This window comes from Mesorhizobium sp. M9A.F.Ca.ET.002.03.1.2 (assembly GCF_003952365.1).
Taxonomy (GTDB): domain Bacteria; phylum Pseudomonadota; class Alphaproteobacteria; order Rhizobiales; family Rhizobiaceae; genus Mesorhizobium.
In genome coordinates this window covers 3,755,813-3,768,029 of the sequence record NZ_CP034443.1, presented here as the reverse complement: position 1 = coordinate 3,768,029, position 12,217 = coordinate 3,755,813, and the positions used below count along the sequence as shown (strand labels likewise).

At 63.6% G+C, this 12,217-nt stretch carries 11 protein-coding genes; 6 read left to right on the top strand and 5 right to left on the bottom strand.

The genetic code is table 11. The annotated features are described in order from the left end of the window. Position 1: 1 nt before the first annotated feature. The gene (gene arcC, locus EJ066_RS18010) at positions 2 to 958 is read left to right on the top strand and encodes a carbamate kinase (protein WP_126040228.1); all 957 of its coding nucleotides are present in this window, start codon (positions 2 to 4) and stop codon (positions 956 to 958) included. Here the strand turns inward: arcC and EJ066_RS18005 are convergent. After that, positions 913 to 1,425 (bottom strand): SRPBCC family protein, encoded by a 513-nt coding sequence (locus tag EJ066_RS18005; protein WP_126040226.1) that lies wholly within the window; start codon positions 1,423 to 1,425, stop codon positions 913 to 915. The genes arcC and EJ066_RS18005 overlap by 46 nt on opposite strands. Before the next feature lie 155 nt (positions 1,426 to 1,580). Between EJ066_RS18005 and EJ066_RS18000 the strand changes: the two genes are divergently transcribed. The 4 genes from EJ066_RS18000 (at position 1,581) to EJ066_RS17985 (ending at position 5,569) form a co-directional block, all read left to right on the top strand. Continuing rightward, on the top strand, positions 1,581 to 1,982 hold the full coding sequence (locus tag EJ066_RS18000; RefSeq protein ID WP_126040224.1) for a hypothetical protein: 402 nt from the start codon (positions 1,581 to 1,583) through the stop codon (positions 1,980 to 1,982). 108 nt (positions 1,983 to 2,090) lie between these two features. Continuing rightward, positions 2,091 to 2,444, top strand: a complete 354-nt coding sequence (locus EJ066_RS17995; protein WP_126040221.1) for a DUF2933 domain-containing protein — start codon at positions 2,091 to 2,093, stop codon at positions 2,442 to 2,444. A gap of 2 nt (positions 2,445 to 2,446) precedes the next feature. Then, complete coding sequence (locus EJ066_RS17990) at positions 2,447 to 3,115, top strand: isoprenylcysteine carboxylmethyltransferase family protein (protein ID WP_126040219.1); 669 nt, start codon at positions 2,447 to 2,449, stop codon at positions 3,113 to 3,115. Between the two features lie 36 nt (positions 3,116 to 3,151). After that, positions 3,152 to 5,569: a heavy metal translocating P-type ATPase gene (locus EJ066_RS17985; protein WP_126040216.1), complete on the top strand. Its 2,418-nt coding sequence runs from the start codon at positions 3,152 to 3,154 to the stop codon at positions 5,567 to 5,569. A 215-nt stretch (positions 5,570 to 5,784) separates the two neighbouring features. Here the strand turns inward: EJ066_RS17985 and EJ066_RS17980 are convergent, their stop codons facing one another. The 4 genes from EJ066_RS17980 to EJ066_RS17965 form a co-directional block, all read right to left on the bottom strand. Beyond that, on the bottom strand, positions 5,785 to 8,982 hold the full coding sequence (locus EJ066_RS17980; protein ID WP_126040214.1) for an efflux RND transporter permease subunit: 3,198 nt from the start codon (positions 8,980 to 8,982) through the stop codon (positions 5,785 to 5,787). Further along, the gene (locus EJ066_RS17975; RefSeq protein WP_126040211.1) at positions 8,979 to 9,941 is read right to left on the bottom strand and encodes an efflux RND transporter periplasmic adaptor subunit; all 963 of its coding nucleotides are present in this window, start codon (positions 9,939 to 9,941) and stop codon (positions 8,979 to 8,981) included. Before EJ066_RS17975 ends, EJ066_RS17980 begins: the two co-directional genes overlap by 4 nt. A gap of 10 nt (positions 9,942 to 9,951) precedes the next feature. After that, positions 9,952 to 10,152 carry a DUF2892 domain-containing protein gene (locus tag EJ066_RS17970; protein WP_126040209.1) on the bottom strand — a complete coding sequence of 67 codons (201 nt, stop codon included), beginning with the start codon at positions 10,150 to 10,152 and terminating at the stop codon, positions 9,952 to 9,954. Positions 10,153 to 10,303: 151 nt separating this feature from the next. After that, on the bottom strand, positions 10,304 to 11,611 hold the full coding sequence (locus EJ066_RS17965) for an FAD/NAD(P)-binding oxidoreductase (RefSeq protein ID WP_126040207.1): 1,308 nt from the start codon (positions 11,609 to 11,611) through the stop codon (positions 10,304 to 10,306). A 234-nt stretch (positions 11,612 to 11,845) separates the two neighbouring features. Between EJ066_RS17965 and EJ066_RS17960 the strand changes: the two genes are divergently transcribed. Continuing rightward, a complete protein-coding gene (locus EJ066_RS17960) occupies positions 11,846 to 12,181 on the top strand; it encodes a metalloregulator ArsR/SmtB family transcription factor (protein WP_126040205.1) in 336 nt (111 codons plus the stop codon). The last annotated feature ends 36 nt before the right edge of the window (positions 12,182 to 12,217 follow it).

Here is a 12,217-nt window from a genome sequence, read left to right as displayed (position 1 = left end):
GATGCGTATCATCGTTGCGCTCGGCGGAAACGCGTTGCTGCGTCGTGGAGAACCGATGACGGCCGAGAACCAGCGCGCCAACATCGTGCGTGCCGCGGCTGTATTGGCGGATCTGGTTGGCGAAGGGCACTCGATCGTGATCACGCACGGCAACGGCCCGCAGGTTGGCCTGCTCGCGCTGCAGGCGGCCTCGGACGGTGGAGCGTTTCCACTCGACGTGCTCGGCGCCGAAAGCGCCGGCATGATCGGTTATGTGATCGAGCAGGAGCTCAACAATCTCCTCAAGCAGAGGCTGTTTGCCACTTTGCTGACGCAAGTGAAGGTGGACCCTCGCGATCCGGCTTTCGCCCATCCGACGAAGCCGATCGGCCCGGTCTACGACGAGGCAACCGCCCGCCGGCTTGCCGTGGAACGCGGCTGGCACATCGCGCCCGACGGCGACAAATGGCGCCGCGTCGTGCCGTCACCCAGGCCGCTGGAGATCATGGAAGCATCTGTCATCTCGTTCCTTGTCGAACGTGGCGTCATCGTCATTTGCACGGGCGGCGGCGGGGTCCCGGTGATCGCGCGGGATGACGGCAGTCTTTGCGGTGTGGAGGCCGTCATCGACAAGGACCTGGCAAGTTCGCTTCTGGCGCGCCAATTGAAGGCCGACATGCTGCTGATGCTGACCGACGTCGACGCAGTCTATGTCGACTACGGAACCGCCGCCGCCCGCCCACTCCGGCGGGTCACCTCGACGGAGATATCAGGGCGGAATTTTCCGGCCGGCTCCATGGGGCCAAAGGTAGGCGCCGCAATCGAGTTCGCTGAAGCGACAGGCAAGCCTGCCGCGATCGGCAAGCTCGATCACGCCGTCGAAATTGTCAGAGGCGAAAGCGGCACATGGTTGGAAGCAGAGGCTCGCGTCGATCAGCCTGTCGACGGGATTGCCTGCGCCCCGGTCTTCCCGAAATAACCGGCTGCGTCTTTCGCCATCCGGCCAGTGCACCAGCGCGCGTATACGTCGGCAGAGATCAGGCCGAGCCAACGGGCCGGCGCCGTCTCCGGAAGGTCGTAGTCGATGAATACCCGAAGCTGGTAGGATCCCACCTCAGGGACGATCTCGAAACCCATACGATAGCGGCCGATCACCCACAGGTTTGGCGCGCCGATGGTTTGCCAAACCTTCAATCTGGGCGGCACCCGGATTACGATCGCCTGTTCCGCAGACAGCGCAATGCCGAGTATCTTGCCATGGAATCCGAACTTGGAGCCGACCGAACGCGCTTCGCCTGCATCGAACTCGTAGTCCATTTTCGAGCCGAGCATCATCCATGACGAGGCACTCATATGAGCCCCCAGATGCCTGTGGTCGTCGAGGTAGGCGAACACAGTTTCGGCCGCGGATTCTATCTTGACGGCAGTCTCGGTGGAACGCGGCATTGCCGGCATCACCTCATCTCCGGTTCATCCAGGTTTCGGGCCTGGGAAACCATCCGATCCGTGTCGGATGAGACCCGGCAATCTAAGCGCTCCCCAGGAGCCGTGGCTTTGATTTGCGTCAAAGTGGCGATGCGCGGCTATGTCACACTAGGAAAATGGAAATTGGACTGACCCAGCTTCGCGCTTTGCTTTCCATGCTCGTTCTGATCGCGGGCAGCGTCATCATGGGCGCTGGTCTTACCGGCCAGAGTACGGGTCTGGGCGCCGATATCGGCGCCATTGCCGAGTTTGCAGGTCTCCCCATAAGCGGCTTGAGCCAGGTGACAGACGATGTCACGGCAACGGGCCAGAATCACAACTATGGCTGTTGCGAGCACAGCGCCGACTGCGCGTACACGGCTGCGTCGGGCTGTTGTGCTGCAAGCATTTCCGCCTCAGGCGAATGTGGGGTCGTCAATTGCCCGCCACGTTCCGTCCGCTTCATCGCGGGCAAGGCGTTCCTGGCAACGGGCATCGACCCCGAGGCCCTCCTGCAACCTCCCCAGATCCCAGCCTGATATCGCGCCGTCTGGGCGCTCAGCATCGCCCTTTACTGCTTCGAAAGCCGCGCCTCGAACGCCGTGGCCGGCAATGACAATCGCTGACAATCAAAAGGAATCCAACCCATGAACTCCAATACGCACCGCTTGTCCGATCCCCCGACCGGCTCCAAACCAGAACAGGAGACCGAGGCGGGTGCGCGCGGATTCTGGACGTCGAAGACCGGCCTGGTCACGATCGCCTTCCTGCTGATCGCCGCGTTCTTCCTGCTTTCCGAGCACCGGGCACATACCCTCGGTGCCCTTCCCTTTCTGCTGCTGCTCGCCTGTCCTCTGCTTCACATGGTCATGCATGGTGGCCACCACGATCACGGCGGGCATTCCAGGCACACGGAACAGGCCGGGCGCGAGGAACAGGCCGGGCACAGGGAAACCGAGCCGGGCGCGCAAGACGGCCCCACACACCACAAAGGAGCATGACCATGGTCGAGCAATCTTCCGCCTACGGGCTCTGGGGCCTGGCTATAATCAACTCGGCGATTTTCATCCTGTTCGCCTTCAGCTTCTTCAAGCCGCGAACCGGCCGTGACTGGCGCTCCTTCGGTGCATTCAGCGCCTTCCTGGTGGCGCTGTTTGCCGAGATGTACGGGTTCCCGCTGACGATCTACCTGTTCTCGGGGTGGCTGCAGAGCCAATACCCCGGCATCGACTGGCTCTCGCATGATGCCGGTCATCTCCTGGAGATGATGTTCGGCTGGCGGCTCAATCCGCATTTCGGCCCCTTCCACGTTCTCAGCTTCTTCCTGATCGGCGGCGGCTTCGTGCTGATCGCAACCGCGTGGCGCGTGCTTTACGAAGCGCAGCGCCACAACCGCCTCGCAACAGGCGGCCCATATGCCTGCGTCCGGCATCCGCAATATGTCGGCTTCATTCTCGTCATGGCGGGCTTCTTCGTGCAGTGGCCGACGCTGCTGACGCTGGCGATGTTCCCCATTCTGGTCGGCATGTATGTGCGGCTTTCCTTCATTGAGGAGCGTGAAGCGAGACAGGAGTTCGGCGACGCCTATGATCGCTACGCCGCCCGCGTACCCGCCTTTTTTCCGCATGTGGCCAGGCTGTTCGGTTCCGCCGGCGCGCGCCGTGCGCCCTGAGAGCGAGTGGCGTTTGTGCGTCGATGGAGAATGATGATGAAGAAGATCAATCTGGAAGTGCGCGACCTTGTCGGCATGATGGATTTCGCGGCGGTCGAAAAACGTCTGGCGGCTTTGCCGGGCGTTGCCAGTGTTACCATGAACGCGGCATCGACCACCGCAACCATCGAATTCGACGAGAAGCGGACGAGCCCGCAGGCCCTTGCCCGGGAAATCGAGGCTTGCGGCTTCCATTGCCGCGGCGAGGTCGTGCCGCGGCATCTGTGCACTCCCGACGGAACGACGATTTCGCCGGGCCATCCGCGCGCGACCTCCGGACACGCCGGGCATGGTCACGCCGCCATCATCGAGCCGGCTCCAGCGGGCCAGGGCAAGGTTGCCGCCAAGCCGCAGCACGACGCCATGGCTCATGAGATGGGGCACGGCGCCGGCATGGACATGCAAGGCATGGTCAAGGACATGCGCAACCGGTTCCTTGTGAGCCTGGTCTTCACGCTGCCGGTCTTTGCCATGGAGCCGATGGGACTGGGCGAGCCCTGGCTGCGCCCGCCTTTCGGACTGAGCGAAGATGTCGCGATGTTTTTCCTCGCCAGCGCCGCGATCCTCTATCCGGTCTGGCCGTTCCTGGTCGCCGCCTGGCGGGCCTTGCACAACGGCGTCCTCAACATGGCGGTGCTGGTGGTGCTGAGTGTCGGAACCGGCTACCTGTTCAGCGTCGGCGCGACCTTCTTTTTCGAAGGACAGCAGTTCTACGAGGCGGCGAGCGTGCTGCTCGTCTTCATCCTGCTCGGCCATTGGCTGGAGATGCGCGCCCGCGCCGGGGCTTCGGCCGCGATCAGGGCCCTGCTCGACCTCGCCCCACCCAGGGCCACCGTCTTGCGCGATGGCAAGGAGGTCGAGGTTGCGACTGCGGACGTCGTGCTCGGCGACATCGTGGTCCTGCGGCCCGGCAACAAGCTTCCTGTCGATGGCGAGGTGATCGAAGGCACGTCGACCATCGATGAATCGATGCTGACCGGCGAGTCGATGCCAGTGACCAAGAAGGTTGGCGACAGGGTCATCGGGGCGACGATCAACAAGAGCGGGACGCTGCGCTATCGTTCCACTAAAGTGGGCGCCGACACGGCTCTTGCCCAGATCGTCAAGCTGGTCCAGGAAGCCCAGAATTCGAAGGCGCCGGCGCAGCTGCTCGCCGATCGTGCCTCGCAATGGCTGGTGCTCGCTGCGATCGTCATCGGGCTTGCGACCTTCGCCGTCTGGTTCTGGTGGCTCGGCCAGCCCCTGCTGTTCGCGATGACCCTGACCATCACGGTCTTCGTCATCGCCTGTCCCGATGCGCTCGGCCTCGCCACGCCGATGGCCGTCATGGTCGGCACCGGCCTTGGCGCCGCAAACGGGATCCTGTTCAAGAATGCCGCCGCTCTCGAGGAGGCGACCAGGCTCAATGTGATCGTCTTCGACAAGACCGGCACGCTGACCATGGGGCAGCCCAAGGTCGTCGAAATCGTCCCGGCTGTCGGCGTCTCACCCGACGAGGTTCTACAGGTCGCGGCCGCCGTGGATCAGGGTTCGGACCACCCGCTGGCCGTCGCCATCGTCGAGCGGGCCAAGGACCTGAAGCTTCCCAAGGTTTCGGGTTTTCTGAACATCGAAGGCAAGGGCGCCAGCGCCGCCATCGGCGGAAGTCCGGTTTTCCTCGGCAACCGGCGCCTCATGGACGAGCAGAAGATCGATCTTCTGGCGCTCGGTGAGAGGGCCGAGACGCTCAAGGGCGAAGGCCGCACCGTCATCCATGTCGCACGCTCCGGCAAGCTGCTCGGGCTGATCGCGATTGCCGACACGCCGCGCCCGACGGCCATCGCGACGATTGCCAAACTGCACGAGCAAGGTGTGCGCGTGGCCATGCTGACGGGCGACAATGCCGGCACCGCCAAGCGCATCGCGGACATGCTCGGCATCGACATCGTCCTGGCCGACGTGCTGCCGGGACAGAAGGCCGAAAAGATCAAGGAACTGCAGGGACAGGGGCTGAAGGTCGGCATGGTCGGCGACGGCGTCAACGACGCGCCGGCCCTGACGCAAGCCGATGTCGGGTTCGCCATCGGTGCGGGCACCGATGTCGCCATTGAAAGCGCCGACATCGTGCTGATGAAGAGCGATCCCTACGACGTGGTCGGTGCGATGATGCTCTCGCGCGCCACGCTGCGCAAGATGCACCAGAACCTGTGGTGGGCGGTCGGATACAATGTCATCGCCTTCCCGATCGCGGCCGGCGTGTTCTACCCGCTCCTGCTGAGCCCCGAGATTGCGGCGCTGGCAATGTCGGGCAGCTCGGCCCTCGTGGCCGTCAATGCGCTTTTGCTCAAGCGAACCAGGTTCGAGGGCATCCGTCCTGCCGCCGGGCCGGCGGCCGGAAGCCCGGCGCACAGGCACCCGCGCGATGCCCACGCATGAGCGTATCGCACACGCGTGCCTCGCGGTTGGACCTGGACGGACATGGAGACCGTCGTCGCGAATCCAGGGCTCCATCGGTGGGCCATACGCGACGCTTTCTCTTCCTTCTGGCTATCCCGCTTTATGAAGCGGTCGAGTGGCTCTTTACTCGCCTTGACCTGGCATCGAATTTCAACGGCAACTCAAGGGGTCGCTTCCGGCAGACGCGCTCGCCGTCACGTCCTCAGAACCCGATAGATGGCCGGGATGACCAGCACCGTCAGCAAGGTCGAGGACGCGAGGCCGAACAGCAGCGAGATCGCCAGGCCCTGGAAGATCGGATCGGTCAGGATCACCGCCGCGCCGATCATGGCGGCAAGTGCTGTCAGCAGGATCGGCTTGAACCTTATGGCACCGGCCTCGATCAGAACCTCGCCCAGCGGCCTGTCCGGCGAGGCGGCATGCCGGATGAAATCGACCAGCAGGATCGAATTGCGCACGATGATGCCCGCCAGCGCGATAAACCCTATCATCGAGGTGGCAGAGAACGGCGCGCCGAACAGCCAATGTCCGCCGAGGATGCCGATGAAGGTCAGCGGGATCGGCGTCAGGATCACCAGCGGCACCTTGAACGAACCGAACTGGGCGACGACCAGGATATAGATGCCGAGCAGCGCGACGCCGAATGCCGCGCCCATGTCGCGGAAAGTCACCCAGGTGACTTCCCATTCGCCATCCCACAGCAGCGTCGGCTTGCTTTCGTCCTCCGGCTGGCCATGCAGCGCGATCGAAGGTTTTTGCAGCCCCGTCCAGTCCTGTGCGTCGATTGCCTGGCTGACGGCGAGCATCCCGTAGAGCGGCGCCTCGAAGCTGCCGGCAAGTTCGGCCGTCACCATTTCGGCGGCGCGGCCATTGTGCCGGAACACCAGAAAGGAGGCGCGTTCGTCAGCGACCCGCACGACGTCCCCCAGTTCGACCACGCCGCGATCGCCGGGGAGCACATTTGCCGGAATGGGCGTGGTCAGGAAACGCTCGTCCAGCGTCCTCTCGCCCTTCGGTCGCTCGATGCGGATCGGTATCGGCTGGCGGCCGCCGCCGCGATGCGAATAGCCGACGGTCTCGCCGCCGTTGAGGATGGCGATCGTGTCGAACACGTCGCTTTCCTCGACATGGAAGAACTCGGCATCGTCGGTGGAGATCGTGGTGCGCAGCCGGCGTGCCGGCTGTCCGTAGGAATTGTCGACATCGACGATGAACGGAACGGAGCGGAACGCCGCTTCGACCTTTGCGGCAACCTTGCGTCGCGTCTCGCCATCGGGTCCATAGATCTCGGCCAGCAGTGTCGCCATCACGGGCGGGCCGGGAGGCGGCTCGACGACCTTCAGGCTGGTGCCGGCGGGAACGGCGATTGATGCGATGCGCCGGCGAATGTCCAGCGCGATATCGTGGCTCGAACGGATGCGCTCCGATTTCGGCGAAAGATTGAGCGCAACATCGCCCTGCTGCGGCTCGCTGCGCAGAAAGGAGTGTCGCACAAGCCCATTGAAGTTGAAGGGCGCCGCGGTTCCGGCATGCGTCTGGGCCGATCGCACCTCGGTCAGTTCGAGAACCTTGCTGGCGACCGCCTGCGCCACCGCGTCAGTCGCCTCGACGGAGGATCCTTCCGGCAGGTCGATCGTCACCGCGAGTTCGGACTTGTTGTCGAAGGGCAGCAGTTTGACCGTGACATCCTTGGTATAGAACAGGGCCAGAGAGCCAAGCGTGAGCACGCCGATCGCCAGCAGAAATGCCCAGCTCGCCGTCTTCGACGACAGTATGGGCCGGGCGACGGCAGTGTAGATGCGGCCCAACATGCCGCCGCCGGCCTGGTCCGTATGGGCATGCACGGGCGCCCGTCCGGCAAACTTCAGCATCAGCCACGGCGTCACCATCACCGCGACGAAGAAGGAGAAGATCATCGCCGCCGACGCATTGGCGGGGATCGGGCTCATATAGGGGCCCATCATTCCCGAGACGAACAGCATCGGCAGCAGCGCGGCGACCACGGTCAAGGTGGCGACGATCGTCGGGTTGCCGACTTCCGCCACCGCCTCGATCGCCGCTTGCCGCCGATCGCGTCCGCCGCCCATTGCCCAGTGCCGGGAGATGTTCTCGATCACCACGATCGCATCGTCGACGAGGATGCCGATGGAAAAGATCAGCGCAAACAGCGAAACGCGGTTCAACGTATAGCCCATGACGCGCGAGGCAAACAGCGTGAGCAGGATGGTGACGGGAATGACGATGGCCACCACCATGGCCTCGCGCCGGCCGATGGCGATCCAGACCAGCACAATGATCGAGATCGTCGCCAGCCCGAGATGATAGAGAAGCTCGTTGGCCTTCTCGTTCGCCGTCTCGCCGTAGTCGCGCGTGACCTCGACCGACAGGTCGGCGGGGATCAGGCTGCCTTTCAGCATCTCGACCCGGTGCAGGATCGCCTCGGCGACCGACACCGCGTTGGAACCGGCGCGCTTGGCGACGGCGACGGTCACTGACGGCACGCGCGTCACGCCCGTCGCGGATCCTGTGAGCGTCGAGACAAGCACGTCGCCGGTATCGGTCGCGAAGGCGACATCGGCCACGTCGCGGACATAGACGGGGCGGTTGTCGCGCGAGGTCAGCAGCAGGTTGCCGATCTGGTCCGGCGAACCCAATGTCTCGCCCGCCACGATGTCGATCTGCTCGCCCGTATTGCGCACGCGTCCCGTCGGAAAGGCCTTGTTCGCACCGGAGACCTTTGCTGCAAGCTGTTGCAGCGTCACGCCGTGGAGAGCGAGCTTTTCCGGGTCCGGCGCGACGCGGATGATCTCTCCGGTGTCGCCAACCAGATAGGTCAGCCCGACATTGTCGATCTTGGCGATCTCGGTGCGCAACTCGCGCGCGATACGGGTCAGATCGTTTGCCGTCAGGCGGTCAGCTGTCTCCGGTTTTGGCGACAGCGTCAGCGTGACAATCGCGACATCGTCGATGCCGCGTCCGACGATGAGCGGCTCGGGCACGCCGACGGGAATGCGGTCCATATTGGCGCGGACCTTGTCGTGGACGCGCAGCACTGCGGCGTCCGACGACGTGCCGACGACGAAGCGCGCGGTGACCATCACCTGGTCGTCGCGGCTTTGCGAATAGACGTGCTCGACACCGTCTATGCCCTTGACGATCGTCTCCAGCGGTTCGGTGACCAGCTTGACGGCATCCTCGGCCCTCAGGCCGTCGGCTCGGACGAAGATGTCGACCATCGGCACCGATATCTGCGGCTCTTCCTCGCGCGGCAGCGTGAGCAGGGCCACCAGCCCGAAGGCGAAGGCGGCAAGCAGAAACAGCGGCGTGAGCGGCGAAGCGATGAACGCCCGGGTCAGCCCGCCCGCAATACCGAAACCAGCAGGACCTTTCATGGCGTGACCACGACATCGCCGGGCGCAAGACCGGTCATGATCTCGATATAGTCGCCGTCGGCGCGCGCCATCCGCTCGCCAGTGACCACTGCCCGTTCGACTTCAACGCCGGCGGCAGCAACGCGCACGAAATCGATCCCCGAACGGGTCTCGATCGCCGCTGCAGGCACCAGCAGTGCCGAACGTTCACCCACCGGCAATTGGACCAGCACCCGGGCGTCGATGAAATCTGTTTCGAGATCGTCGACCTCGACGTCGGCGATGACGCGGCCATTGTCGATCTGCGGATAGATCTTGGCGAGGCGGCCGGCAGACACCTTGCCGCTTGCATTGATGCGGATGGCGGCGCCCTGCTTCAGTGTCGCCGCATACCGCTCCGGGACGGCCAGCCGCAGGAACACGCCGCCACCGCCGATGGTCGCCACCACCTCACCGGCCATGACCACGGCGCCGCGCGTGACCGGCACGGTCAGCACGCGTCCGCCGCCGGGCGCGAACACATCTCCTTCGGCTCCTTGCTGCACGATCACCGAACGCTGCGCCTCGGTCGCGGCAAGCTGGTTGCGTGCGACGTCGACTTCGGTCCTGAGCTGATCGAGCCGCTGCACGGTCACGACTCCCCTGCCGACCAGGGTCTGGCCGCGGGCCAGTTCGGACTGCGCCGTTGCCAGTTGCGCCTGCAGGGCGCGAAGCTGAGCGTCCAGCGCCGCGACCTGAAAGGCGATCTTGTCGTCCTGGACGGTCGCGACCTTCTCGCCCGCTTTGACCAGATCGCCTTCGGTGACGGCCAGATCAACGATGAGGCCGCCGATCCGCGCGCGCGCCGGAATGGTGTTGCGCGCCTCGACCCGGCCATAGACCGCCTTCCATTCGGTCACCGTCGTCGGTGCGAGCGTGAGCGTGCCGGCCAAGGCCGGTGAGCACGCCAGCAGCGCGCCGAGGAAAAGGAACGTGCGCATTCTGCTGCTCCTAGAATGCGCATCCCGGCTTGATGCCGAGCTTGCGGAAGATCATCGCCGCCGGGCAGAAGCCGGTAAACGCCGACTGCAGCATGTTGAGCCCGACGAAGACCGTCAACCAGACAAACAGCGGCGAAACCCAGACGGTGAGCACGACGGATAGCAGCACCATGAAGCCTGCGAACGCAAGAACGGAACGGTCAAGTGACATTGTCATCTCCATTTGTATATGATCATATCTAAATATAATAATGCTTCCGCTCGCCGCAAGAGGCAATGTCGATTTTGTCGTTCGCGCTGCAGGCCGTTATGCCCCGCCCGTCGCCGTTAAGCGAAAAGCTGGCTGCGCTTGCTGGGTTCGATCAGGCGCCGGGTACGCCCACATCCGCCTCGATCTTGATTTCCTTGAGCTTGTCGATGCCGAGCACCTGCAGCGCCAGGCGCTCATAGAAGGGCTCGGACTTTCCTGACCTGATCTTGTGGAGGAAATACTTCTCGAAACCGACCTTGGCGGTGTGCACCCATTTGCCGGAGGATGACCAGTTGACGTTGCGCGGCGGAATTTGCGGCTGCGCCACGAAGGCGACGCCGGAATCGCCGAAATCGGCGAGGCAGACCGCGTTCCATGTACCCTGCGCGTCGGGTTCCATCCCCTTCGCCAGCCGGCCAATGTTGCGGGCCGTCGCGGTGACCATGGATTCGATCATGAAGCCGGTCTTCGGGACGCCCACCGGAACCGGCGTCTTGCCGACCGGCGGAATGGCGACACAGACGCCAACCGCGAATATCTCGGGGAAGGCAGGATTGCGCTGATGCTTGTCGACGAGGATGAAGCCGCGCGGATTGGTGAGGCCTTCGATGCCGCGCACCGCCTCCACGCCGCGAAATGCCGGCAGCATCATCGCATAGACTTGCGGCAGCTCGTGCGCCTGCTTGATGGAACCGTCTTCGGCGATCTCCGATACGAACATCTTGCCCGGCTCGACCTTGTCGACCTTGGCGTTGCAGATCCACTTGATGTGGTGCTGGCGCATCTCGCTCTCGAGCAGGCCCTTGGTATCGCCGACCCCATCGAGGCCGAGATGCCCGATATAGGGTTCCGAGGTGACGAAGGTCATGGGAACGCGATCGCGCACCTTGGCGTCACGCAGCGCCTTGTCGAGGATGAAGGTGAATTCATAGGCCGGTCCGAAGCAGGATGCGCCCTGGACCGCGCCGATGACGACCGGACCCGGCTTGGCAACGAGTGCGTCGAAGGCCGCCCTCGCCTTGAGGGCGTGATCGATATGGCAGACCGATTGCGTGTTGTGCTCCGGGCCGAGGCCGTCGATCTCGTCGAAGGCGAGTTCGGGGCCTGTCGCGATCACCAGATAGTCGTATGACACCCTGCCCCCGTCATTGAGTTCGATGGCGCGCTCGCCTGGATGAATGCGCCTTGCCCCTTGCGGATGAAACGCAATGCCGCGGCGTGCCAAGACGGGAGCGAGGTCGACTTCGACTGCCTTCTTGTCGCGCCAACCGACGGCAACCCAGGGATTGGACGGCACGAACGAGTAGTGGCTGCCGTTGTTGACGACGGAAACCTCATGTTCCTTCGCCAACTCGTCGCGAAGCTCATAGGCCATTATGGTGCCTCCCAGTCCGGCACCCAAGACGACTACATGCGCCATGCTCTTTCCTCCTTGTGCGGTGTGCTCGAAGCCCCACGCCAGCGGTCACCTGTTCTCAACGGCAGCGGGCGAAGTTGTTTAGTCTTGAGCCGTCCTTGCCGACCGCGTCTTGATGCGGGTCAATCAACCAGCCGGAATACGGCCTCGATTTGCAGCGGTATCGATGCGTCGGCTTGACAACCTCCGGCGATGGGCCAATATTATTTGCAGCTATTAATATGATAATGTGTTCATATGCGCAATAAGAAAATCATCGAACTGGACAAGATGGCGCGCGAAGCGTCCGAACTGCTTGCGGCGATGGCCAACGAGAAGCGCCTGATGATCCTGTGTCATCTGCTGGAAGGCGAGACGAGCGTCAATGAACTGGCGGAACTGGTCGCGATGAACCAGTCGGCGCTCTCGCAGCAATTGGCGAAGCTGCGGGCGCTGAAGCTGGTCGATACCCGTCGCGACGCCCAGCAGGTTTACTATCGGCTGGCTTCGATCGAGGTGGAGCGCATCCTGCAAACGCTCTACGGCATCTATTGCGATCCGCAGACGAAGACGGCGAAGATCAGGTCACTGTAGCTTCGCGCTTTCGCCGATGAGCCCGGTGGGGTCGAT

Coding starts and splice junctions, on each gene's coding strand:
- EJ066_RS17980 (WP_126040214.1), bottom strand. CDS start 8,982: ATGAAAGGTCCTGCTGGTTTCGGTATTGCGGGCGGGCTGACCCGGGCG.
- EJ066_RS17985 (WP_126040216.1), top strand. CDS start 3,152: ATGAAGAAGATCAATCTGGAAGTGCGCGACCTTGTCGGCATGATGGAT.
- EJ066_RS17965 (WP_126040207.1), bottom strand. CDS start 11,611: ATGGCGCATGTAGTCGTCTTGGGTGCCGGACTGGGAGGCACCATAATG.
- EJ066_RS17960 (WP_126040205.1), top strand. CDS start 11,846: ATGCGCAATAAGAAAATCATCGAACTGGACAAGATGGCGCGCGAAGCG.
- EJ066_RS17990 (WP_126040219.1), top strand. CDS start 2,447: ATGGTCGAGCAATCTTCCGCCTACGGGCTCTGGGGCCTGGCTATAATC.
- EJ066_RS17975 (WP_126040211.1), bottom strand. CDS start 9,941: ATGCGCACGTTCCTTTTCCTCGGCGCGCTGCTGGCGTGCTCACCGGCC.
- EJ066_RS18000 (WP_126040224.1), top strand. CDS start 1,581: ATGGAAATTGGACTGACCCAGCTTCGCGCTTTGCTTTCCATGCTCGTT.
- EJ066_RS17995 (WP_126040221.1), top strand. CDS start 2,091: ATGAACTCCAATACGCACCGCTTGTCCGATCCCCCGACCGGCTCCAAA.
- EJ066_RS18005 (WP_126040226.1), bottom strand. CDS start 1,425: ATGCCGCGTTCCACCGAGACTGCCGTCAAGATAGAATCCGCGGCCGAA.
- arcC (WP_126040228.1), top strand. CDS start 2: ATGCGTATCATCGTTGCGCTCGGCGGAAACGCGTTGCTGCGTCGTGGA.
- EJ066_RS17970 (WP_126040209.1), bottom strand. CDS start 10,152: ATGTCACTTGACCGTTCCGTTCTTGCGTTCGCAGGCTTCATGGTGCTG.